Source organism: Streptomyces sp. FH025 (genome assembly GCF_017427025.1).
Taxonomy (GTDB): Bacteria; Actinomycetota; Actinomycetes; order Streptomycetales; family Streptomycetaceae; genus Kitasatospora.
Map to the genome: position 1 here is coordinate 1 of NZ_JAFLNG010000015.1, position 23,342 is coordinate 23,342.

Sequence of the window (23,342 nt, forward strand, 5' to 3'; positions counted from 1 at the left end):
CGATCACGGCGGCGGTGGTGCTGGGGATGCAGGCGTGCCTGCCGTCCTGGGACTCGGACGAGCACCGGACGGTCAGCTACGGGGTGCCGGAGCAGGTCCGGGAGCTGGAGATCGAGGCGCACACCGGCGGGATCGTGGTGAACGCCGGAGACGGCGAGGTGCACGTGACCGAGGAGCAGAACTACCGGAACGAGGCGCCGCACACGATCCACGAGGTCAAGGACGGGGTGCTGCGGCTGACCTACGACTGCACCGGCTGCGGCGTCGGCTACACCGTGCGGGTGCCGTCCGGGACGAAGGTGCGGATCAAGCAGGAGACCGGCGGGGTGCGGCTGACCGGGCTGGCCGCCGAGGTGGACGCCTCGGTGGAGACCGGTGGGGTCGAGGCCACCGGGTTGACCTCGAAGAACGTCCGGCTCAGCTCGCAGACGGGCGGCGTGAAGGCCGACTTCGCGGCGGCGCCGGACAAGGTGGAGGCGACCACCTCCACCGGCGGGGTGCAGGTGAAGGTGCCGTCCGGGGAGGCGTACGCGGTGGACGCCCGCGCCGACTCTGGCGGGACGGATGTGAGCATCCCCTCGCAGCAGGGCGCGGCGCACCGCATCACCGCGCGGGCGGAGACCGGCGGTGTGACGGTCAGCGGTGTCTGACCGGGCCGTCCCCGAGGTCCTGCCGGTAGGGCATGATCTTCTCCGCGGGGGCGGCGTCCCCGGTCACGGGGGAGGTACGGCGGTGGAGCGCGCGGCGCGTTGGCGGGGCTGGACGGCGGGGCTGAGCCCGTACGTGCTGGACACCTTCCTGGCCCTCTGCTCGGTGGCGGTGTCGGTCTGGTCGGTCTACAACGACGAAACGGACTGGCCCTGGTGGGTGTACTTGCTGGCGGCGTCCACCGCGCTGTTCCTGCCCTGGCGGCGCACGGCGCCGTTGTCTCTTCTGATCGTGGGCAGCCTGCCCTCGCTGCTGCTGTCGGTGGTGGCCCACTCGGCGAACCCGCAGCTGCCGCTGTACGCGGTGATCGGGATGTACACGGTGGCGGAGCGCTTCCCCGACCGGCAGCGCTGGACGGTGCTGGCGGTGGTGGTGGTCGCCAACGTGATCGGTACCAACTCGCCGAACGGCGCGCTGTTCAGCGTGCTCACCTCGGGCGGCTCCTTCGTCTTCGGCGTCCTGGTGCGGACCCAGCGGGAGTTGGCCCGGGTGCAGGCGGAGCGGGCGCGGGAGGCCGGGGTGCGGGCGGCCAGTGAGGCGGCCCGGGCGGTCGCGGAGGAGCGGTCCCGGATCGCCCGGGAGATGCACGACATCCTGGCGCACGCCGTGTCGCTGATGGTCATCCAGGCCGAGGCCGGGCCGTTGGTGGTGCGCGACAAGCCGGACCGGGCGATCCGGGCGTTCGACACCATCGCCGACACCGGGCGCGACGCGATGGTCCAACTGCGGCGCGTGCTCGGCGTGTTGAAGGATCCGGAGGCGGGCCGCGAGCTGGCGCCGCAGCCCCGGCTGGCCGAACTCGCCGACGTGGCCGAGCGGGTGCGCGGGGCGGGCCTGCGGGTGGACCTCGAACTCGCCGACGGGCTGGGCGCGTTGCCCGCCGACGTGGAGGCGACGGCGTACCGGATCGTGCAGGAGGCGCTGACCAACACCGTCAAGCACTCCGGCGCCGACCGGGCCGCGATCCGGGTGCGGCGCTCCGGTGAGGTGCTGGAGGTGGTGGTCTCCGACAACGGGTGCGGGGTGCCGCTGACGGCCGACCGCGCGGTGGCCGGCTGGTCCGGCGGGCGCGGGCTGGTCGGCATCCGGGAGCGCGCGGTGGCCTGCGGCGGACGGGCCGAGGCCGGGCCGGGGCCGGAGGGCAAGGGTTTCCTGGTGAGCGCCCGGCTGCCGCTGGGGGCCGCGGGTGTGCTGGAGAGGGTGGGCGGATGACGCCGATACGGGTGGTCGTCGCGGACGACCAGGAGCTGGTGCGGGCCGGGTTCGGGATGATCCTGGACGCGCAGCCGGACATCGAGGTGGTGGCCGAGGCCTGCGACGGCGCCGAAGCGGTCGAGGCGGTGCGCGAGCACGGCCCGGACGTGCTGCTGCTGGACGTCCGGATGCCGGTGATGGACGGGCTGGAGGCGGCCCGCCGGGTGTGCGCCGAGTTCCCGTCCACCAAGGTGATCATGCTGACCACCTTCGACATCGACGACTACGTCTTCGACGCGCTGTACGCGGGCGCGAGCGGCTTCCTGCTCAAGGACGTCCGGCGGGACGACCTGGCGCACGGGGTGCGGATGGTCGCCTCGGGGGAGGCGCTGCTCGCGCCCTCGGTGACCAGGCGGCTGATCGGCGAGTTCGCCGCCCGCCGCCCCGGGGGCCGGGAGCGGGCGGTGCGGCCGCCGTCCAAGCTGCTGGAGCAGCTGACCCTGCGCGAGCGGGAGACGCTGCGGCTGATCGCGCGCGGGCTGTCCAACGCGGAGATCGCGGCCGAGCTGGTGGTCAGCGAGCACACGGTGAAGACGCACGTCAGCAACGTGCTGAGCAAGCTCGGGCTGCGCGACCGGGTGCACGCGGTGGTGTTCGCGTACGAGGCCGGGGCGGTGGTGGCGGGGGAGTCCTGACGGACTCGCTCCCGCGGGGGAGGCGGCGAGTTCGCCGGTGCGGGCGATCCCCGACGAGGGCCCGGGCCGACAGGCTCTGCGGTGTCGGAACGGACCGCGCACACCGCTGGAGGATCTCGCAATGAACGCCCGCCTCACCACCCTCGCCGTCGCCGGCGCCCCCGCGCTGATGGCCCTCTACGGCGGCATCCGCCTGCTGCCCGGCTCCCGCGAGCCCGGCCTCGGCTGGACCGCCGGGCACACCGCGATGTTCGCGGCCCTGCTGCTGTTCGTCCCGCTGCTGCTCGCGCTGCGCCGGCCGCTCGCCCCGCGCGGTACGGCGGCCGGACGGCTGGCGGCGGGCGCGGCGCTGGGGACGGCCCTCGTGGGCCTGGCGGCCTCGCTGGTGCAGATCGGGATCGACCTGTACGTCGGCCTGGCGGCCGCGGACAAGGCCGAGCAGTCGCGGCTGTTCTCGCGCGTCCAGGACATCCCCGGGGTGCTCCCCGCCGTCTACCGGGTCGGCCCGCTGCTGTTCTACGTCGGCCTGCTGGCGCTGCTGGTCGCCGCCTCGGTGGGCGCGGCCCGGACGCTGCGCTGGTGGAGCCCGGTGCTGATGCTGGTCGGCACGGTGGCCACGGCCGCCGACCTCGCCTTCATCCCGTTCGCCGCCCTCTGCTACCTCGGCGCGCTGGCCCCGCTGGCCCGCCCGGCCACCGCGCCGCGTGCGGCGCTGGCCTGACTCGGCGGCTATTTCGGTGGCCGGGCGCGCCCCGGCGGCCGTACCGTCCGGGGTATGAACGCGAAGCGCCCCCTGATCGCCGTGCTCACCGGCGCGGGCATCTCGACGGACTCCGGCATCCCCGACTACCGCGGCCCGCAGGGGCTGTGGCAGAAGGATCCCTCCGCCGAGCGGCTGGTGACCATCGGGCCGTACCGGGACGACCCGCAGGTGCGCGAACGGGCCTGGCGGATGCGGGTGGAGACGGGCGCGCTGGGCGCCGAACCGAACGCCGGGCACCGCGCGCTGGTGGACCTGGAGCGCTCCGGGCTGCCGCTGCGGGTGCTCACCCAGAACATCGACGGGCTGCACCAGAAGGCCGGCCTGTCGCCCCGCAAGGTGCTCGAACTGCACGGCAACGTGCGGGAGACGCAGTGCCTGCGCTGCCGGGTGGTCGGCTCGATGGCGGAGACGCTGGCGCGGGTCGAGGCGGGCGAGCCGGACCCGGACTGCCGGGAGTGCGGCGGGATCCTCAAGCCGCGGATCGTGATGTTCGGCGAGAACCTGGACCCGGTGGTGCTCGACCAGGCCGACGCGATCGCCCGGGCCTGCGACCTGTTCATCGCGATCGGCACCAGCCTCCAGGTGTTCCCAGTGGCGGCGCTGCCGTACAACGCGGTGAAGAGCGGGGCGAAGCTGATCATCCTGAACGCCGAGCCGACGCCGTACGACGAGGCCGCGACCGAGGTGATCCGGGAACCGATCTCCACGGCGCTGCCGAAGCTGGTGCGGAGGCTGGTGCTGGAGCGGGCGTGACAAGCGTCTCTTTACGGACGTACCGCATGCGTACGATGATCTTCCCGGCTTCCCCCCAAGGCCTGGAGTGATCGACCGATGACGACGACGGCGAAGTTCGACCCCTGGTCGGCGACGTTCGTGGCCCACCCGTACGACGCGTACGCCGACCTGCGCGAGCACGCGCCGGTGACGTACTTCGAGCCGACGAACCAGTGGCTCGTCTCGCGCTACGAAGACGTCAGCGCCCTGCTGCGCGACCGGCGGCTGGGCCGCACCTACACCCACCGGTTCAGCCACCAGGAGTTCGGCCGCCCCGAACCCGACCCGGCGCACGAACCCTTCCACACCCTCAACGACAACGGGCTGCTCGACCTGGAGGCCCCCGACCACACCCGGATCCGCCGGCTGGTCTCCAAGGCCTTCACCCCGCGCATGGTCGAGGGCCTGCGCCCGACCGTCCGGCGCCTCGCCGGGGAACTCGTCGACGGGCTGCTCGCGGCCGGCGGCGGCGACCTCATCGCCACCGTCGCCGAGCCGCTGCCCGTCGCCGTCATCGCCGAGATGCTCGGCGTGCCGGAGAGCGACCGGCACCTGCTGCGCCCCTGGTCCGCCGACATCACCGGGATGTTCGAGCTCAACCCGAGCGAGGAGGCCGCCCGCCGGGCCGTCACCGCGAGCACCGAGTTCTCCGACTACCTGCGCGCCCTGATCCGCGAGCGCCGCACCGCCCCCGGCACCGACCTGATCAGCGCGCTCATCCAGGCCCAGGAGGGCTCCGACGCGCTCAGCGAGCAGGAGATGATCTCCACCTGCGTGCTGCTGCTCAACGCCGGCCACGAGGCGACCGTCAACACCACCGGCAACGGCTGGTGGGCGCTGTTCCGCCACCCCGAGGAGCTCGCCCGGCTGCGCGGCTCGGTGGACGAACTGCTGCCCACCGCCATCGAGGAGCTGATGCGCTGGGACACCCCGCTGCAGATGTTCGAGCGCTGGGTGCTGGAGGACATCGAGGTCCGCGGCGTCACCATCCCGCGCGGCGCCGAGATCGCCCTGCTCTTCGGCTCCGCCAACCGCGACCCCGAGCGCTTCACCGACCCCGACCGCCTCGACCTCGGCCGCACCGACAACCCGCACATCACCTTCGGCGCCGGAATCCACTTCTGTCTGGGCGCTCCCCTCGCCAGACTGGAGCTCACCGAGTCCTACGGCACCCTGCTGCGCCGGGCCCCGGGCCTGCGGCTGGTCCGCGAGCCCGAGTGGAACCCGGGCTACGTGATCCGCGGGCTCAAGGAACTGGTGGTCGAGCTGTAGACGACGGAGGGGGAACGGCCGTGGGCAAGGCGACGGGAGCGCTGCTGGGGCTGGCGATCGGCGACGCGATGGGCCGGGTGACCGAGTTCGACGAGATCGAGCACATCGCCCAGTACTGTCCGCACTGGCGTCAACTCCCGTTGCCCGAGCCGGCGCTGGTCACCGACGACACCCAGATGACCCTCGCCCTCGGCCGCGGCCTGCGCACCGCCCTGGCACGCGGGCCGCTGACGCCCCTGCGGCTGGAGCGGCCGGTCCGCGAGGAGTTCGTCGACTGGTGGCGCTCCCCGGAGAACAACCGCGCCCCCGGCATGACCTGCCTGCGCGCCTGCCAGCGGCTCAGCCGCCCCGAGCGCCGCTGGCAGGACGCGAGCGACGTCGGCTCCAAGGGCTGCGGCGCCAACATGCGGGTCGCCCCGATCGGGCTGATCCGCGACCTGGACGCCCGGCAGCTCTCCGGCGCCGCCCAGCTCCAGTCCGCGCTCACCCACGGCCACCCGACCGCGCTCGCCGCCAGCGACCTCACCGCGTACGCCGTCCGCCGGCTCGCCGAGGGCGTCGCACCGGCCGCCCTGCCCGGGGTGCTGCGGGCGTACGCGCTGGCGAGCCGCGAGCGGTACGACGAGTTCTGGCTCGGCGACCTCGCCGACCGCTGGTACGGAGCCTCGCCGCAGGCCGTCATCGCCCGGGGCTGGGACGACTGCCTCACGGTGCTCGACCAGCTGGAGGCCGCGCTCGCCGCGCCCGACCTGGAGGCCGACCCCTGCCTGGCCACCGGCGAGGGCTGGATCGCCGAGGAGGCCTTCGGCACCGGCCTGCTCTGCTTCCTACTGCTGCCGGACGACCCGGTCGCCGCCGTCCGCCGGGCCGCCTACTCCAGCGGCGACTCCGACTCCCTCGCCTGCCTGACCGGCGCCTTCGCGGGCGCCCACCACGGCGAGGCGGCCTGGCCCGGGGAGTGGGTCGAGCGGATCGAGTACCGGGACGAGCTGCTCGCGCTCGGGGCGCTCTGGGACTGACGGAACGGGACCGGCGGAACCCGGAGCCGGGGTGGTGCGTCGAAGGGGCATGACGAAGCGGAGCACCGGACAACGCAGTCGGCGGTCGGCCGGGCTGCTGCTCGTGGGCGTGCTGGCCGTTGGGCCGGCCCTGGCGGGGTGCGGCAGCACGGCGGCCGGCGGGCCACCGGTGGTGCGGGCCTCCGGGACGGTCAGCCGGCCACCGGTCGACCCGGCCCAGGTGGCCGCCACCGCGACCGCCACCAGCGCCTTCGGGCTGGACCTCCTGAAGGGGCTCTCGGCGGACGCGCCCGGGCGCAACACCGTGGTCTCGCCCGCCGGGCTGGCCACCGTGCTCGGGATGCTGCTGCCCGGGGCCCGCGGGGCGACCGCCCAGGAGCTGGCCACGGCCCTGCACACCGACCTCGACCCGAAGCGGTACGCCCTCGCCGTCGGCGCGCTGGACCGGAAGAAAGCCGACGGCGACCAGGTCACGCTGCACCGCAGCGACGACCTGTGGGCCCAGCAGGGCCTGGCCCTCGCCCCCGAGTACCTGGACACCCTCGCCGCGGCCTTCGACACCGGCGTCCACCCGGTCGACTTCGCCAAGGACCCGGACGGCGCCCGCAAGGCGGTCAACTCGGCCGTGGAGAAGGCCACCGAAGGGCGGATCAAGGACCTCTTCGGCCCGCGGCAGATCACCCGGGACACCCGGCTCGCCCTCACCGACGCGCTCTACCTCAAGGCCAAGTGGGCCTCCGGCTTCAAGCACGCCGACACCGCCGACCGGCCGTTCCACAAGCCGGACGGCTCCACCCCGGCGGTGAGCACCATGAGCCAGAAGGGCGGCTTCCGCTACGCCGAGGGCTCCGGCGGGATCGTCGGCGAACCCTGGCAGGCCGTGGAACTCCCGTACGCGGGAGGAAACCTGGCGATGGATCTGATCGTCCCCGCGCAGGGCGGCTTCGCGGCCTTCACCAAGGGCCTGGACCAGCCGCAGCTCGACCGGATCCTCGGCGGGCTGGAGCAGCGCAACGTCGACCTCACCCTGCCGCGCTTCCACTTCGACACCACCGGAGACCTCGTCCCCGTGCTGCGCTCGCTCGGCGTCCGGGCGGCCTTCGACGCACCCGACTTCACCGGGCTGGCCAAAGAGCCGCTCGCCCTGGGCACCGTGGTGCAGAAGGCCACCGTCGAGGTGGACGAGGACGGCACGGTCGCGGCGGCCGGCAGCGGCGCCGGGATCCTGGCGCTGGCGGCCCCCGCCGCGCCGGACACCGTCCAGCTGCACATCGACCGGCCGTTCCTGTTCCTGATCCGGGACACCGCCGGGGGCGCGCCGCTGTTCCTCGGTCAGGTCACGGACCCGCAGGCGAAGTAGTCGTCACCAGGCCGGGTAGCGCCCGCCGAGCGCCGGGTGGCCCGGGTCGCGGCTGCCGAACAGCACCAGCAGGTCGTCCGCGACCGTCAGCAGCTCGGCCCGCCCCTCGACCGCCCCGGCCCACTCGGCGGGCAGCGCCGAGGCGCCGTACGCGGCCCCGACCAGGTTGCCGCAGACCGCGCCGGTCGAGTCGCTGTCCCCGGAGTGGTTGACCGACAGCAGCAGCGCGGTGCGCACCGGATCGGGGTCCAGGGTGGCCGCCAGCAGCGAGTACACCGCGATGGCCAGGCACTCCTCGGCGATCCAGCCGAGCCCGACCCGCTCCACCGCCTCGGCCGCAGGCTCGGACTCCTGGGCGATCCGCACCGCCCGGGCCAGCGCCTGCACGGTCTCCTTGGACGCGGGCAGCTCCCGGATCTGCTCCACCGTCTCGCCGACCGCCGCCCACGGCTCCGTCCCGCCGGCGAGCCGCTCGACCAGCGCCGCGAAGGCGCCCGCCGCCAGGTAACCGGTCGGGTGCCCGTGGGTGAGCTGGGCGCACTGCACGGCCAGCCCGAAGGACTGCTCGGCGCCCAGCCTGGCCAGCCCGAACGGCGCCGAACGCATCACCGTGCCGCAGCCCTTGGAACCCGGGTTGACCGGCCCCGGCCGCCCGATCGCGGACGGCGCCTCGAACACCGGGTGCTCGGACACCCCGCTCAGGCAGGCGTTGCCCGGCGCCCGCCGGGCGTACAGGAACGGCCGGGTCAGCAGCCAGCCGTCGTACGGGCGGGGCTGCGGCTCGGTGTCCGGCCCGTCCGGGTACTGGGTCCGCAACCAGCGCCGGTACGCGCCGTGCACCGCCTCCGGCACCGAACCGCCGCCGCCCGTCCAGCCGCGGACGAAACCGCGGATCAGGCCCTCGGCGGTGAACAGCGTCATCTGGGTGTCGTCGGTGACCTCCACCGGCCCGCTCCCGGCCGGCAGCGCGGTCACGCCCTGCGGCCCGTAGCGGTCCTGGATCTGATGGAGCTGCAGGAACTCCACCGGCCAGCCCAACGCGTCGCCGATCGCCCCGCCGAGCAGCGCTCCGCGCACCCGGTCCCGGTATCCCGCCTCGGCAGCCGACTCCGTCACGTCGAATCCCCCTTCGTTCGTGGCGGGGACCGTTCTTTGGCTTCCTCACCTCCGCGAGCAGAGGTGATTCCCTCCCGCCTTGCGGCCGGATCGGGCTCCCGGTTGCCCGGTCGCCTGGTTGGCGCTTCACCGCCTGCCCAACGGCTAAGGCTCCACGCCCTGCAAACGCCTGCCCGGCGTCCGTTGCTACGAAAGGCCGCACCAGGTGTCTCGGCTTGGCTATCGCCGAAGACGCCATGATCGTACTGAACGTTGCCGACAGCCGGGCCGTCAATTGCGGATCTGGCCCCGCCCGTGCAGCGCGGCGCGGTCGGCGGCGGCCCGCCCGGCCGCCCAGCCCACGCCGTCGCTGACCCGGACCCGTTGCGAGACCAGCTTCGGGAACAGCCGGCCCACCTCGTCGTCCACCGCCGCCGAGCGGGCGGCCAGCGCGGGCAGCAGCCGGGCGTCCGGCAGCAGCTGCTCCTCGGTGCCGTCCTCGCGCAGGTGCCGGCCGGCCGCGGCGGCACTGGTGGCCCGCTCGGTGGCGGCGGTCAGCCGTTCGCGGATCCGCGTCGCGTACGCGACCAGGAAGGAGTGCCGGAACGCCTTGCTGCGGGAGTCCCGGCGGGAGCCGGCCTTGTTGAGCGCGTGGGTGGCCTGCACCAGCAGCGAGGTGTAGAGCAGTTCGACGCCGTCCAGGTCGCCGTCGAAGCCGACCACCGTGCAGAAGCCGAACTCCTTCGCCCACACCACCCGGCAGCGGTTCGCCGCCGCGACCGCGTCCAGCAGCATCGTCTTGGGTCCCTCGTACGGGTTGTCCACGCCGATCCGCAGCGCCGCCGGGGTGTTGCGGTCGGCCCCGGTGGCGGCCAGCAGCGCGTCGTCGATGCTGTGCTGGGCCATCAGCTGCTGGGCCTTGGCGGTCAGCGCCTCGGCCTCCTCCGGGTATTCGGTGGACTCGGCCTTGGCCAGCAGCGCCCGGATCCGGGCCAGCATGCGCGGCTCGCCCGCGACCGGCCCGGCGGCGGGCCGCTCCCGTACGGTCTGCCCCGGCGCCGGACCGACCGGGGCGATCGGGGGCAGCCGGCCCCAGGTGCGCAGCAGCTCCAGGGCGGCGGTGGCGAGCGCGAAGCGGTCCAGCCGGTGCCGGTGGGCGAAGGCGCCGAGGTACTGCGCGTCGTCGGACCACCAGACCTCGGCCGCCAGCTCGCGCAGCTGCTCCTGCCAGCGGCGGTCCAGGTGCGCGGCGGGGCGTCGGCGGCCCTCGGCGGCGATCAGGTCCACCGCGAGCGCCAGGTGGACGGCCTTCAGTTCGCGCCGCACCACCCGCACCAGGTCGGCCGGGCGCCACCCGGCGGACCAGCAGCGGCCCACCGCGGTGTCCGCGTACCCCAGCAGCGCCCGACTGACCGCCGGCCACTGCCCGTCCGAGGCGGCCAGCAGCGAGGCCCCGGTGTCCAGTGCGAGGTCCAGCCCGTCCTCCGGCGCGGTGAGTACGGACCGCACCGCCTGCTCCAGCAGCGGTCCGGCGTTCCCGCCGCCTTGCTGCGCGCGCTTGCCCACGGTGGTGTCCTGCTCTCCTCGACGGCCCGGTTCCTCCTGCCCATGATGCCGGAGCGCCCACGGTCGGCCGGGGATCGGCCGTGGGCGCCGGGTACGTGCGGGCGCCCGGTCCCTGGGCGGGGCCGGGCGCCCGGCGGAACGTTTCGGCTCAGCGCTCGATGGCCTTGGCCAGGATCTCCGGGGCACGCTCCAGCAGTCGGGCGGCCGCCAGTCGGATGCCGAGCGTGGCGATCAGGCCGCCGTAGAGCGGCCCGAGCAGCAGCAGCGGCCAGGTCGGCCCGTCCGAGGTGAGCGCCCACAGCAGGTAGCCGCCGACCGGCAGTGTGAGCACCGCCACGCCGATCATCGAACCGAACTGGTTGAGCATGACCAGCCCGCCCTGCCCCGGGGCGGCGTTGCGCATCGGGTTGCTGTCGGCCGGCATGGTGTACGGCGCGAGCACGCTGAACACCGAGCCGAGCGCGACGCCGCAGCCGAGCATCGCCAGCGCGAGGCCGAGCGCGGACGGCAGCCCGGCCCAGTCACCGGTGGCGACGGCCAGCACCAGTCCGAGCACCACCGAGACCGGGACGGCGTACGACAGCACCGCGTACGCCCGGCCGCGCAGTTCGTCCCGGGCGTCGGCCGGGGTGCGCAGGGTGGCGGCGACCATCCAGAACGCCGAACCGTCCATGCCGAACAGGTTGAGCATCTGGAGCCCGAGGAACGTTCCGGTCATCGCCAGCAGGTAGACGCTGGACCAGCCCTGGACCATCGACAGCACGCAGATCACCAGGGTCATCCCGATGCTGGTGAACACCGCGGCCTTGGCCCGCGGCTCGCGCCAGGCGTACCGCAGGTGACGCTGCATCACCGCGCCGACCCGGCCCCCGGGCAGGAAGCGCCACTCGCGCGAGCGCTCCACGCCGCGCGCCACCTCCAGGGTGGAGGAGTCGGCGGTGACCATCAGCTCCGTCAGGCTGCTCCGCCACCAGCGCAGCAGCAGGACCAGCAGAACCACGGCCGCGGCCAGCTGGAGCAGCGCGAGCCCGTAGTCGCCCTCGCCCGCGGTGCGGGTGGCGTCCGCCGCGCTGATCGGCGGGATCCAGCGCAGCACCGCGGCGATCGGCTTGAGCGGGCTGAGGTCGATGGGCCCGCCCCGGCGGCCGAAGACGCTCTGCGAGCCGACGTTGGCGGCCTGGACCAGCAGCGCGAAGGCCAGCCCGCCGAAGATGGCGAAGTCCTTGCCGCGGCGGCTGGAGAGCATCCGGGCGTTGCCGGCCGCGACCGCCCGGGAGAGCGTGACCAGGCAGAGCACCGCGAGCGGCACCCCGACCACCGCGGCCGCCGCCGAGGCGCCGCCCGCCGCGCCGGACAGCGCCGCGCCGGTCACCAGCACCAGGCTGATCAGCGGCCCCGGCCCGATCAGCGCGGCCAGCAGGGAGCCGCGCAGCAGCGGGCCGGGCCGCAGCGGCAGCATGGTGAGCCGGGTCGGGTCGGCGCTCTCGTCGCTGGAGAAGAGGAACAGCGGCAGCGCGGCCCAGCCCAGGGTGAGCGTGCCGAGCAGCATCACCCCGGCGTCCGCGGAGCCGGCGTAGCGCCCGTTCAGCGCGGCCATGGCGACGGCGATGCCGCCCGCGAAGGCCAGGCCGAAGAGGCCGCCGATGACGTAGACGGCGGTACGGCCGGGGCTGCGGCGCAGCCCGTTGCGCAGCAGCCGCAGCTTGAGCGCCACCAGGGCGCGGACGACCGTCCGCCCGTCGGGCACCGCGACCGTACTCCGCTCGCTCACTGCACGTCCCCGGCGGGCACGTCCGCGGCGTGGCCGCCGAGCCAGCCGAGCGCCTGGCCGTCGTCGGCGCGGACGCCGATCAGGTCGAGGAAGGCCTCGTGCAGGCTGCGCCCGCCCCGGACGGAGTCGAGCGGGCCCTGGGCTATCACCCGGCCGGCGTTGACCACCGCGACCCAGTCGCAGAGCTGCTCGACCAGCTCCATCACGTGGCTGGAGAAGACCACCGTGGAGCCGGCCGCCGCGTAGCGCTTGAGCACGCCGCGGATGGTCTGGGCGGAGACCGGGTCGACGCCCTCGAAGGGCTCGTCCAGGAACAGCACGTCGGGGTTGTGCAGCAGCGCGGCGGCCAGGCCGATCTTCTTGCGCATGCCGGTGGAGTAGTCGGCGACCAGCTTGTCGGCGTCCCGGCCGAGGTCCAGGACGGCCAGCAGTTCCTCGGCGCGGCGGTCCACCTCGGCGCCGGGCAGGCCGCGCAGCCGGCCGGTGTACTGGAGCAGCTCGCGTCCGCTGAGCCGCTCGAACATCCGCAGTCCCTCGGGCAGGATGCCGATCCGGGCCTTGACCGCCACCGGGTCGGCCCACACGTCGGCGCCGTGCACCAGCACGGTGCCCTGGTCGGGCCGGAGCAGGCCGGTGACCATGGACAGCGTGGTGGTCTTGCCCGCACCGTTCGGCCCGACCAGGCCGATGAACGCCCCGGCGGGCAGTTCCAGGCTGAGCCCGGCCACGGCGGCCTGGCTGCCGAAGTGCTTCCACAGTCCCCGGATGCTGACGGCGGACGGGGCGTCCGGTCGGGGGAGGTCGGAGGGCGGTGGTGCTGACGCCTGCATGGCGGCCTTCTGTCTGGTGGTCGTGGGTGGGTGGCACGTGGACGGACGAACGGGGCCCAAGCCTGGCACCGTCCGAACAGGCTGTCGCCCGCTTTGAGCATCCCCTGAGCGTGTCCTCCGCAAGAGCGGGACGCGCCGCGTCTTCGGCCGCGGTCCGGCGGCGGACGGGCGCGCCGGAGCCGGGGTGCCGGGCGGCGCCCCCGCTGGCGGGCCGCCGCCGACTGTGGTAGAGCGGGTGAAGGGCGGCCCGACACCGGCCGGTCGCGTACGGGACATCCGGGCGACACCCGGCCGAAGGCCGCGACCTGCGGCGTTGCATTTGTTTTGACCGAGCCCCATGCGCTAGGTACGCTCTGACCTTGTGCCTGGGGTGTCCCCGGGTCCTTGTGCGTGCATGCACACCGGTCGCCGCGCCGAGCCGGAGCGCCTCCCAGCGCGCCGCGCGTAGAGCGCCGTCGCTGTACATCAGCCCACGGGATTCCGTGCCGGAAAAAGCCCAACACACCCGACCGCGTGGGTCGACCACGGGGTCGTGTGCGAGGGAGACATCGCAGGTTAGTTCCACCAAGCCTTGGCACACAGAAAACGGAGAAACGGTGCCTACGATCCAGCAGCTGGTCCGAAAGGGCCGGCAGGACAAGGTCGAGAAGAACAAGACTCCCGCGCTGAAGGGCTCCCCGCAGCGTCGTGGGGTCTGCACGCGTGTGTACACGACCACCCCGAAGAAGCCGAACTCGGCTCTCCGCAAGGTCGCCCGTGTGCGCCTCACCAGCGGGATCGAGGTCACCGCTTACATCCCGGGCGAGGGCCACAACCTGCAGGAGCACTCCATCGTGCTGGTGCGCGGTGGTCGTGTGAAGGACCTTCCTGGTGTCCGCTACAAGATCATCCGCGGTTCGCTCGACACCCAGGGTGTCAAGAACCGCAAGCAGGCCCGCAGCCGCTACGGCGCCAAGAAGGAGAAGTAAGAATGCCTCGTAAGGGCCCCGCCCCGAAGCGCCCGGTCATCATCGACCCGGTCTACGGCTCCCCGGTCGTCACCCAGCTGGTCAACAAGATCCTGCTGCACGGCAAGCGCTCCACCGCCGAGCGGATCGTCTACGGCGCCCTCGAGGGCGTCCGTGAGAAGACCGGCTCGGACCCGGTCGTCACGCTGAAGCGTGCGCTGGAGAACGTCAAGCCGGCCCTCGAGGTCAAGTCCCGCCGTGTCGGTGGCGCGACCTACCAGGTTCCGGTCGAGGTCCGCCCGGGCCGCGCCAGCACCCTGGCGCTGCGCTGGATGGTCGGCTACTCCCGCGCCCGTCGCGAGAAGACCATGACCGAGCGCCTGATGAACGAGATCCTCGACGCCAGCAACGGCCTGGGCGCTTCCGTGAAGCGTCGCGAGGACACCCACAAGATGGCCGAGTCCAACAAGGCCTTCGCGCACTACCGCTGGTAGTCCGTACCCCGTCACTAGACAGAGAGAGAACGAGCCACCATGGCTGCAACCTCCCTTGACCTCGCCAGGGTCCGCAACATCGGGATCATGGCGCACATCGACGCGGGCAAGACCACCACCACCGAGCGGATCCTGTTCTACACCGGTGTCTCGTACAAGATCGGTGAGGTCCACGATGGCGCTGCCACCATGGACTGGATGGAGCAGGAGCAGGAGCGCGGCATCACGATCACGTCGGCCGCGACGACCTGTCACTGGACGGTCGACGGCGTCGACAACACCATCAACATCATCGACACCCCGGGTCACGTCGACTTCACCGTCGAGGTGGAGCGTTCGCTGCGCGTCCTCGACGGTGCCGTGACGGTGTTCGACGGTGTCGCCGGTGTCGAGCCCCAGTCCGAGACCGTGTGGCGGCAGGCTGACCGCTACGGCGTCCCGCGCATCTGCTTCATCAACAAGCTGGACCGCACGGGCGCGAACTTCTTCTTCTGCGTGGACACCATCGTGGAGCGCCTCGGCGCCACCCCGCTGGTCATGCAGCTCCCGATCGGTGCCGAGGCGGACTTCCAGGGCGTCGTCGACCTGGTCCGCATGAAGGCGCTGGTCTGGTCGGCCGAGGCCGCCAAGGGCGAGATGTACGACATCGTCGACATCCCGGCCGACCTGGTGGACCAGGCCGAGGAGTACCGCGAGGCGCTGATCGACACCGTCTCGAACGTCAGCGACGAGATCATGGAGCTCGCCCTGGAGGGCGAGGAGATCCCGGTCGAGCTGCTGCAGGACGCGATCCGCAAGGGCACCCTGAACTCGGACTTCACCCCGATCTTCTGTGGTACCGCCTTCAAGAACAAGGGCGTTCAGCCCCTGCTCGACGCGGTCGTCAAGTACCTGCCGTCGCCGCTGGACATCGAGTCCATCGAGGGCACCAAGCCCAACGACCCGGACACCAAGATCTCCCGCAAGGCCTCGGACGACGAGCCGCTGGCCGCGCTGGCGTTCAAGATCATGTCCGACCCGCACCTGGGCAAGCTCACCTTCGTCCGGATCTACTCCGGTCGCCTGGAGTCCGGCACCTCCGTGCTGAACGCCGTGAAGGGCAAGAAGGAGCGCATCGGCAAGATCTACCGCATGCACGCGAACAAGCGTGAGGAGATCGAGTCGGTGGGCGCCGGCGACATCGTCGCCGTCATGGGCCTGAAGCAGACCACCACCGGTGAGACGCTGGCCGACGAGAAGAACCCGGTCATCCTGGAGTCCATGGACTTCCCGGCCCCGGTCATCCGCGTCGCCATCGAGCCCAAGTCCAAGGGTGACCAGGAGAAGCTGGGTGTCGCCATCCAGCGTCTCGCCGAGGAGGACCCGTCCTTCCAGGTCAACACGGACGAGGAGACCGGCCAGACCATCATCGCGGGTATGGGCGAGCTGCACCTCGAGGTGCTGGTCGACCGTATGAAGCGTGAGTTCAAGGTCGAGGCCAACGTCGGCAAGCCGCAGGTCGCGTACCGCGAGACGATCCGTCAGGCCGTCGAGCGCATCGACTACACCCACAAGAAGCAGACCGGTGGTTCCGGTCAGTTCGCCAAGGTGCAGATCGCGATCGAGCCGCTCGAGCAGGCCGAGGGCTACGAGTTCGTCAACCTGGTCACCGGTGGCCGCGTCCCGCGCGAGTACATCCCGTCGGTCGACGCCGGTTGCCAGGAGGCCATGGAGTTCGGTGTGCTCGCCGGCTACCCGCTGCAGGGTGTCCGCGTGAAGCTGCTGGACGGCCAGTCGCACGACGTCGACTCCTCCGAGCTCGCGTTCAAGATCGCCGGTTCGATGGCCTTCAAGGAAGGCGCGAGGAAGGCCAAGCCGGTCCTCCTCGAGCCGATGATGGCCGTCGAGGTCACCACGCCCGAGGACTACATGGGCGACGTGATCGGCGACATCAACTCTCGTCGTGGCCAGATCCGGTCCATGGACGAGCGTCACGGTGCCCGCGTCGTCACGGCGCTGGTGCCCCTCTCCGAGATGTTCGGCTACGTCGGTGACCTGCGCAGCAAGACCTCTGGTCGCGCGAGCTACTCGATGCAGTTCGACTCGTACGCCGAGGTCCCCAAGGCCGTGGCTGAGGAGATCATCGCCAAGTCCAAGGGCGAGTGAGTCCGGCTCAGCCGGCCTCGGGATCAGCCCGACAATTCGGGATGATTCCGAACCCTTAGGCTATTAGGAGGCGACCCGGGGGAATCCAGGCGGATTCCCCCGGGGCCTCCGGCCCCCACCCGCGGGACGGTACGAGGTGCTTGCGGCACCACGGACCAAGCCCGATTCAGACCAACTGACGTCAGCACGGCGTACAGGAACTGTCCTCAGGAGGACTCAGTGGCGAAGGCGAAGTTCGAGCGGACGAAGCCCCACGTCAACATCGGCACCATCGGTCACATCGACCACGGCAAGACCACGCTGACCGCGGCCATCACCAAGGTGCTGCACGACGCGTACCCGGACCTGAACCCCTTCACGCCGTTCGACCAGATCGACAAGGCCCCGGAGGAGCGTCAGCGCGGTATCACCATCTCGATCGCGCACGTCGAGTACCAGACCGAGGACCGTCACTACGCGCACGTCGACTGCCCGGGTCACGCTGACTACATCAAGAACATGATCACCGGTGCCGCCCAGATGGACGGCGCCATCCTGGTGGTCGCCGCCACCGACGGCCCGATGCCGCAGACCAAGGAGCACGTCCTCCTGGCCCGCCAGGTCGGCGTTCCGTACATCGTCGTCGCCCTGAACAAGGCCGACATGGTGGACGACGAGGAGATCCTGGAGCTCGTCGAGCTCGAGGTCCGTGAGCTGCTCTCCGAGTACGAGTTCCCGGGCGACGACCTGCCGGTCGTCCGCGTCTCCGCGCTGAAGGCCCTCGAGGGCGACGCCGAGTGGGGCCAGAAGCTCCTCGGCCTGATGAAGGCCGTCGACGAGAACATCCCCACCCCGGCCCGCGCCGTGGACCAGCCGTTCCTGATGCCGATCGAGGACGTCTTCACGATCACCGGTCGTGGCACCGTCGTCACCGGTCGCATCGAGCGCGGCATCCTGAAGGTCAACGAGACCGTTGACATCATCGGCATCAAGAACGAGAAGACCACCACCACGGTCACCGGCATCGAGATGTTCCGCAAGCTGCTCGACGAGGGCCAGGCCGGTGAGAACGTCGGTCTGCTGCTCCGTGGCATCAAGCGCGAGGACGTCGAGCGCGGCCAGGTCATCATCAAGCCGGGCTCGGTCACCCCGCACACCGAGTTCGAGGCCCAGGCCTACATCCTGTCGAAGGACGAGGGTGGCCGCCACACCCCGTTCTTCAACAACTACCGCCCGCAGTTCTACTTCCGTACCACGGACGTGACCGGCGTCGTGACCCTCCCCGAGGGCACCGAGATGGTCATGCCGGGCGACAACACCGCCATGACGGTTCAGCTGATCCAGCCGATCGCCATGGAGGAGGGCCTGAAGTTCGCCATCCGTGAGGGTGGCCGCACCGTCGGCGCCGGCCAGGTCACCAAGATCCTCAAGTAATTTGACGATCTGACCTGCCTGCCTCGTACAGGCTGAGTCCGCAGGGCCCCGCACACCGTGGTGTGCGGGGCCCTGCGGCGTTTCATGGGGCCTTCACCGGAGCGTGACTCCTTTCACCGGCCGCTCATCGCAGACTGTTATCGTCGGGCCACCAGCCAGCCCCGCCAGCGCGGAAAGTGGGACCAACGCATGTCAACGGCACCGCTGTTGTCGATCGTGATGCCGATCTACAACGAGCAGGAGGCGCTCCCGCTGACCGTCGAGCGGCTGCGGCCGATCCTCGACGGGCTCGACGTGACCTACGAGGTGGTCGGCGTCGACGACGGCAGCACCGACGTGACGCCGGTGCTGATGCAGAAGATCCGCCAGGACTGGCCGGAGTTCCGCATCGTCCGCTTCTCCCGCAACTCCGGCCACCAGGCCGCCCTCACCGCCGGCATCCACCGCGCCCACGGCGACTACGTCGTCTCCATCGACGCCGACCTCCAGGACCCGCCGGAGAAGATCCCCGAGATGCTGGCGCTCGCCCGCGAGCAGAGCCTCGACATCGTCTACGGCGTCCGCGGCGACCGCGGCACCGACACCTTCTTCAAGCGCCGCACCGCCGGGGCGTACTACTGGCTGATGCGCAAGCTGGTCGGCAAGCAGATGCCCAACCAGGCCGGCGACTACCGGCTGCTCAGCCGGGCCGCAGTGGACGCGCTGAAGGCGATGCCCGAGCACCAGCCGGTCTACCGGCTGCTGGTGCCGTGGCTGGGCTTCCCCAGCGGCGAGGTGGTCTACGTGCGCGAGGAGCGGGTCGCGGGCAGCACCCACTACCCGCTCTCCAAGATGGTCCGGCTGGCCCTGGACAGCGTCACCAACTTCTCCGCGTCGCCGCTGCGACTGGCCACCTGGCTCGGGCTGTTCAGCTTCCTGGTCTGCATCCTGCTGGCGCTCTACACGACGGTCTCGTACGCGCTCGGCTCCACCGTGCCCGGCTGGTCCTCGCTGTTCATAGGGATGCTGTTCATCGGCGCCGTCCAGCTGGTCTGCGTCGGGCTGCTCGGCGAGTACGTCGGCCGGATCTACTCGGCGGTCCAGGCGCGGCCCGCCTACTTCATCGGCTACGACTCGGCCGAGGACCAGGACCGGTACGGTACGGACGAGTGAACGAGATCCTCTCCGCGGACCGGGACGAGCGCGACGGCCGGGACACCCGCCACGAAGAAGCCGCCGGACCGCGATCGGTCCGGCGGCAGCTGCCGTCCTTCGTCGTCATCGGGGTGCTGAGCACCCTCTTCTACCTGGGGCTGTTCGTCGCCCTGCGCGCCGTCACCTCGTCGCAGGCGGCCAACCTGGTCGCGCTGGCCGTGAGCGCGGTGGCCAACACCGCGGCCAACCGGCGCTTCACCTTCGGCATCACCGGCTCGGACGGCGCGGTGCGCCACCAGCTCCAGGGCGCGGTGGCGTTCCTGATCGGGCTCGGCCTCAGCAGCGGCGCACTGGCGCTGCTCGGCGTGGCGGTCCCGCACGCGTCCCGGGTGGTCGAGGTGACCGGGCTGGTGGTGGCGAACGGTCTCGCCACCGTGGCCCGGTTCGTCCTCCTCAAACTGTGGGTCTTCAGGAAGCGCTGATCTCGGCGAGCCGCTGTTCCCGTGCGGCCTCGGCCCGGCGGCCGGTGCTGGTCCAGGCCCAGTACCCGAGCACCAGGCAGCCGGCCACGCCGGTCAGCAGCGCGGTCGCCGAGCCCGTCGGCGGGTGCCAGGTGCCGGAGAGCGGGTTGAGCGGGGTGTAGTCCACCGAGTTCCCGACCCCGGCCTGCCAGCGGATCATCGTGTACGCCAGGAAGGCCAGCTGGAGCGGCAGCACCACCAGGGCGACCGTGCGCACCAGTGAGGCCGACCGGGCCGGGCTGAGCCCGCCGCGCTGCCCGATGACGAAGGCCGCGAGCAGCGGCACCCCGACGACGACCGGCAGCATGTACCGGCCCTGGGCGGCGAAACCGACCTTGTGCGCCTCCATCGCGTCCGAGAGCGTGATCGCGCCGAACGGGGCGAGGAAGAACGCGAACACCCGCCAGCGATCGCTCCAGGTGCCGAACGCGACGGCGGGCAGCACCAGGCAGCCGATGGCCAGGAACCACAGGTAGTACGCCGTCCCGGGCAGGCGGGTGTCGAGCCAGGACGGCACGCCGACGAGCTCGGTGAAGTACTCGGGCCAGCGCACGATCACCTCGTACCGGATCGCCTTGGGCACCGTTATGCCGGGCGGCACCTGCACCGGCATCATCTCGGAGGCCTTCATCACCACGGTCCACAGCGCCCCCGCGGCGCCGGTGAGGAACAGGGTGCCGGCCGCCCACCAGGCCGGCCGGAAACGCAGCAGCTGCTTCAGCCGCTCCCGCTTGGCCGGGATGAGCATGATCCCGACGATCACGGCGGCCCAGAGCGGCCCGAGCGAGCGGACCGTCATCAGCACCGCTCCGGCGATCCCGATCTGGACCATGGCCGCCCGGCGCAGCGGCTGCTCCGGGTCCAGCATGGTCGGGATGAGGGCCGCGATGAGGGCCACGCCGGCCGCGATCTCGATGCCGTTGGGGTTGATCGAACCCGCCAGGTGGGCGGTGATCGGGGTGACCGCGACCAGCACACCGGCCGCCGCGACCCGGTGCCTGGTCCAGGCGACGAGGGCGTGTGCGGCCGAGGCCAGCAGCGCGGACACCAGGGCGGCGCTGACCAGCCGCGCCAGGGTCAGGCCAAGCCAGTTGGGCCACAGCGCCATCGGCCAGCCGACCAGCGCGTAGTAGAGCGGGTTGTACCGGCCCGCCCTGGTCCCCACCCGCTCGATCTGCTGGTCACCGCCGGGCTCCTTGGCGCAGGCCGCCGACTTGGTGGGGTCGAACCACCAGCAGTTGTCCCGGACGATCGAGGCCGGCACGTGCTGGAAGGCACCGGTGCCGCCGCCGGCGGCCTCGGGCTTGGGTGCGAACTCGCCCCGGGCCACGCCGACCGCGCGGACGATGTGCTCCCGCTCGTCCGGGCTCGCGTCGTAGGGCGCGGCGAGGGCCCAGCCCGCGCACACGAGGAAGAATCCGATGAACGCGGTCCACCACGTCCGCCGGAACAGCAGCCGGCCGGAACGGTCGGAGCCGTCGCCGGATCTGCTCGCGGCCGACGCTGGGGGAGTGGTCACGGCGGGGGAGTATGAGGACACGCGACCAAGATAACGGGTGGCCGAATTCGACCACCCCGGGCGGCTGTGTGACCGCGGGGCGTTGCACTTACGATTCCCCCGTGACTCAACTGGAATCGCCCGCGGACGTGTCCGAATCCTCCGCGAAGGGCCGAATCGCCGCACTGCTGGGCCATAGCGCGGTCCGGTTCCTGGCCGCGGGTGTCACCAGCACCGCGGTCGACATGGGCCTGCTCTTCGTCCTGCACGGGGTGCTCAAGCTGCCGCTGGCCCCCTCCACCCTGGTCGCGGTGCTGGCCGGCTTCACCACGAACTTCCTGCTGAACCGGATCTGGGCCTTCGAGAGCTCCTCCCCGGTCGGCAAGCAGACCGCCCGCTACATGGTGATGGCCGGCGGCAACTGGCTCGGCACCGTGCTGCTGGTCGGCGGGTTCGTGAAGCTCGGCCTGTTCTACCTGCTCGCCCGCGCGATCGCCCTGGTGATCCTCTCGGTGGTGAACTACTTCGGTTACAAGTACTGGGTGTTCCGGGACAAGTGACCTGAACGCGCGAAGGCCCGGCCGGTGCGAACCGGCCGGGCCTTCACGCGTTCCGAGGGGTTCAGCCCTGCTCGGTGCGCAGGCTCTCGGTGAACGCCTTGCAGGACTCGTACGTCGGCAGCAGGCCGGAGGAGATCGCCTCCGCCAGCGACGGCGCGGCCGCGTCCCGGGCCGACAGCAGCGGCTCCTCGGCCGGCCACTCGATGCCCAGGTCCGGGTCGAGCGGGTGCACGGAGTGCTCGCCGGTCGGGTTGTACGTCTCGGAGCAGAGGTACGAGAGCGTGGCGTCGTCGGTCAGCGCGCAGAAGCCGTGGCCCATGCCCTCCGGGATGTAGACCGCGCGGCGGTCCACGTCGTCGAGCCGGACGCCCTCCCAACGGCCGAAGGTCGGCGAGCCGACCCGCAGGTCGACGATGACGTCGAGCACGGCGCCGCGCACGCAGGTCACGTACTTGGCCTGGCCGGGCGGCACGTCGGCGAAGTGGATGCCGCGGACCACGCCGCGCGAGGAGACCGACAGGTTGGCCTGGGCCAGCCGCAGCGGGTGGCCGACGACCTCGGCCAGCCGGTCGAAGCGGTACCACTCGGTGAACAGCCCACGGGGGTCGCCGTGCAGCTGCGGGGTGATCTCGATCAGGCCGTCGATGCTCAGTTCGCGGAACTTCACCGGGCGTTCTCCTCGTCCAGCAGGGCCAGCAGGTACTGTCCGTAGCCGCTCTTCAGCAGCGGTTCGGCGAGCTCGCGCAGCTGGTCGTCGCTGATCAGGCCGGCCCGCCAGACGGCCTCCTCGATGCAGCCGATCTTGAAGCCCTGGCGCTCCTCGATGACCCGGACGAACTCGGAGGCCTGGACCATCGAGACGAAGGTGCCGGTGTCCAGCCAGGCGGTGCCGCGGTCCAGGATGGTGACGTTCAGCTCACCCTTGCGCAGGTAGGCGTCGTTGACCGCGGTGATCTCCAGCTCGCCGCGCGCGCTGGGCTTCAGGCCGCGGGCGATCTCCACGACCTGGTTGTCGTAGAAGTACAGGCCGGGGACGGCGTAGCGGGACTTGGGCTGGGCGGGCTTCTCCTCGATGGAGATCGCGTGGCCGTGTTCGTCGAACTCGACCACGCCGTACGCGGTCGGGTCGGCCACCGGGTAGGCGAAGACCCGGCCGCCGGGGGCGTCGGTGTCCTTGGCCAGCCGGGTGCCGAGGCCGCTGCCGTGGAAGATGTTGTCGCCGAGGATGAGGGCGACGGACTCGTCGCCGATGAAGTCCGCGCCGAGCACGAAGGCCTGGGCGATGCCCTCGGGCTTCTCCTGGACGGCGTACTCCAGCTTCAGGCCCAGCTGCGAGCCGTCGCCCAGCAGGCGCTCGAACTGGTCGCGGTCCGCGGGGGTGGTGATGATCAGGATCTCGCTGATCCCCGCCATCACCAGGGTGGACAGCGGGTAGTAGATCATCGGCTTGTCGAAGACCGGGAGCAGTTGCTTCGAGACCGCCCGCGTCAGTGGCCACAGGCGCGAGCCGGTCCCGCCGGCCAGGAGGATTCCACGCATGCGAGCAGCTTATGTGAGTCGCCGGTAGCGCCCGCCCCGGGCCG

Annotated in this window: 22 protein-coding genes; 15 read left to right on the plus strand and 7 right to left on the minus strand. The window is 71.9% G+C overall.

Features of this window, described 5'->3' with window-relative positions; genetic code table 11:
• From J0670_RS02105 to J0670_RS02140, 8 genes are all read left to right on the plus strand, one after another.
• Positions 1–650: DUF4097 family beta strand repeat-containing protein (locus J0670_RS02105; RefSeq protein ID WP_207808983.1), on the plus strand; the 650-nt coding region annotated here is incomplete at its 5' end.
• 82 nt (positions 651–732) lie between these two features.
• On the plus strand, positions 733–1,920 hold the full coding sequence (locus J0670_RS38845) for a sensor histidine kinase (RefSeq protein ID WP_207808985.1): 1,188 nt from the start codon (positions 733–735) through the stop codon (positions 1,918–1,920).
• A complete protein-coding gene (locus J0670_RS02115; protein WP_207808987.1) occupies positions 1,917–2,597 on the plus strand; it encodes a response regulator transcription factor in 681 nt (226 codons plus the stop codon). Before J0670_RS38845 ends, J0670_RS02115 begins: the two co-directional genes overlap by 4 nt.
• 121 nt (positions 2,598–2,718) lie before the next feature.
• Positions 2,719–3,318 (plus strand): hypothetical protein, encoded by a 600-nt coding sequence (locus tag J0670_RS02120; protein WP_207808989.1) that lies wholly within the window; start codon positions 2,719–2,721, stop codon positions 3,316–3,318.
• Between the two features lie 54 nt (positions 3,319–3,372).
• Complete coding sequence (locus J0670_RS02125; protein WP_207808990.1) at positions 3,373–4,113, plus strand: Sir2 family NAD-dependent protein deacetylase; 741 nt, start codon at positions 3,373–3,375, stop codon at positions 4,111–4,113.
• A gap of 78 nt (positions 4,114–4,191) precedes the next feature.
• Positions 4,192–5,406, plus strand: coding sequence for a cytochrome P450 (locus J0670_RS02130; RefSeq protein ID WP_207808992.1), 1,215 nt, complete (start codon positions 4,192–4,194; stop codon positions 5,404–5,406).
• A 20-nt stretch (positions 5,407–5,426) separates the two neighbouring features.
• Positions 5,427–6,425, plus strand: coding sequence for an ADP-ribosylglycohydrolase family protein (locus J0670_RS02135; protein WP_307806342.1), 999 nt, complete (start codon positions 5,427–5,429; stop codon positions 6,423–6,425).
• A 49-nt stretch (positions 6,426–6,474) separates the two neighbouring features.
• Positions 6,475–7,785: a serpin family protein gene (locus tag J0670_RS02140; protein ID WP_207808994.1), complete on the plus strand. Its 1,311-nt coding sequence runs from the start codon at positions 6,475–6,477 to the stop codon at positions 7,783–7,785.
• A 3-nt stretch (positions 7,786–7,788) separates the two neighbouring features.
• Here J0670_RS02140 and J0670_RS02145 read toward each other — a convergent pair whose 3' ends face one another.
• The 4 genes from J0670_RS02145 to J0670_RS02160 form a co-directional block, all read right to left on the minus strand.
• Positions 7,789–8,901: an ADP-ribosylglycohydrolase family protein gene (locus J0670_RS02145; protein WP_207808996.1), complete on the minus strand. Its 1,113-nt coding sequence runs from the start codon at positions 8,899–8,901 to the stop codon at positions 7,789–7,791.
• A 270-nt stretch (positions 8,902–9,171) separates the two neighbouring features.
• Positions 9,172–10,446, minus strand: coding sequence for a DUF2786 domain-containing protein (locus tag J0670_RS02150; protein ID WP_307806343.1), 1,275 nt, complete (start codon positions 10,444–10,446; stop codon positions 9,172–9,174).
• Between the two features lie 148 nt (positions 10,447–10,594).
• On the minus strand, positions 10,595–12,217 hold the full coding sequence (locus J0670_RS02155; RefSeq protein ID WP_207808998.1) for a transporter: 1,623 nt from the start codon (positions 12,215–12,217) through the stop codon (positions 10,595–10,597).
• On the minus strand, positions 12,214–13,047 hold the full coding sequence (locus J0670_RS02160; RefSeq protein WP_207809000.1) for an ABC transporter ATP-binding protein: 834 nt from the start codon (positions 13,045–13,047) through the stop codon (positions 12,214–12,216). The genes J0670_RS02155 and J0670_RS02160 overlap by 4 nt, the downstream gene beginning before the upstream one ends.
• A gap of 596 nt (positions 13,048–13,643) precedes the next feature.
• Here J0670_RS02160 and rpsL point away from each other — a divergent pair.
• The 6 genes from rpsL to J0670_RS02190 all read left to right on the plus strand — a co-directional run bounded on the left by rpsL (position 13,644) and on the right by J0670_RS02190 (position 19,662).
• Positions 13,644–14,015 carry a 30S ribosomal protein S12 gene (gene rpsL, locus J0670_RS02165; RefSeq protein WP_014144289.1) on the plus strand — a complete coding sequence of 124 codons (372 nt, stop codon included), beginning with the start codon at positions 13,644–13,646 and terminating at the stop codon, positions 14,013–14,015.
• A gap of 2 nt (positions 14,016–14,017) precedes the next feature.
• A complete protein-coding gene (gene rpsG / locus J0670_RS02170) occupies positions 14,018–14,488 on the plus strand; it encodes a 30S ribosomal protein S7 (protein ID WP_030055803.1) in 471 nt (156 codons plus the stop codon).
• 39 nt (positions 14,489–14,527) lie between these two features.
• On the plus strand, positions 14,528–16,633 hold the full coding sequence (fusA, locus tag J0670_RS02175) for an elongation factor G (RefSeq protein WP_207809002.1): 2,106 nt from the start codon (positions 14,528–14,530) through the stop codon (positions 16,631–16,633).
• 219 nt (positions 16,634–16,852) lie between these two features.
• Entirely contained in the window at positions 16,853–18,046 is a 1,194-nt protein-coding gene (gene tuf, locus J0670_RS02180) for an elongation factor Tu (protein WP_207809004.1), read from the plus strand.
• Between the two features lie 189 nt (positions 18,047–18,235).
• Positions 18,236–19,198, plus strand: coding sequence for a glycosyltransferase family 2 protein (locus J0670_RS02185; protein ID WP_207809005.1), 963 nt, complete (start codon positions 18,236–18,238; stop codon positions 19,196–19,198).
• The gene (locus tag J0670_RS02190; protein ID WP_207809007.1) at positions 19,195–19,662 is read left to right on the plus strand and encodes a GtrA family protein; all 468 of its coding nucleotides are present in this window, start codon (positions 19,195–19,197) and stop codon (positions 19,660–19,662) included. The genes J0670_RS02185 and J0670_RS02190 overlap by 4 nt, the downstream gene beginning before the upstream one ends.
• On the opposite strand, the gene J0670_RS02195 is transcribed toward J0670_RS02190, so the two are convergent.
• Complete coding sequence (locus J0670_RS02195; protein ID WP_207809009.1) at positions 19,649–21,220, minus strand: DUF2142 domain-containing protein; 1,572 nt, start codon at positions 21,218–21,220, stop codon at positions 19,649–19,651. The genes J0670_RS02190 and J0670_RS02195 overlap by 14 nt on opposite strands.
• A gap of 101 nt (positions 21,221–21,321) precedes the next feature.
• On the opposite strand from J0670_RS02195, the gene J0670_RS02200 reads away from it, so the two are divergent.
• Positions 21,322–21,759 carry a GtrA family protein gene (locus tag J0670_RS02200; RefSeq protein ID WP_207809011.1) on the plus strand — a complete coding sequence of 146 codons (438 nt, stop codon included), beginning with the start codon at positions 21,322–21,324 and terminating at the stop codon, positions 21,757–21,759.
• A gap of 61 nt (positions 21,760–21,820) precedes the next feature.
• On the opposite strand, the gene rfbC is transcribed toward J0670_RS02200, so the two are convergent.
• Both rfbC and rfbA read right to left on the minus strand, forming a co-directional pair.
• Entirely contained in the window at positions 21,821–22,426 is a 606-nt protein-coding gene (gene rfbC, locus J0670_RS02205) for a dTDP-4-dehydrorhamnose 3,5-epimerase (RefSeq protein ID WP_207809012.1), read from the minus strand.
• On the minus strand, positions 22,423–23,298 hold the full coding sequence (gene rfbA, locus J0670_RS02210; protein WP_207809014.1) for a glucose-1-phosphate thymidylyltransferase RfbA: 876 nt from the start codon (positions 23,296–23,298) through the stop codon (positions 22,423–22,425). Before rfbA ends, rfbC begins: the two co-directional genes overlap by 4 nt.
• Positions 23,299–23,342: the final 44 nt, after the last annotated feature.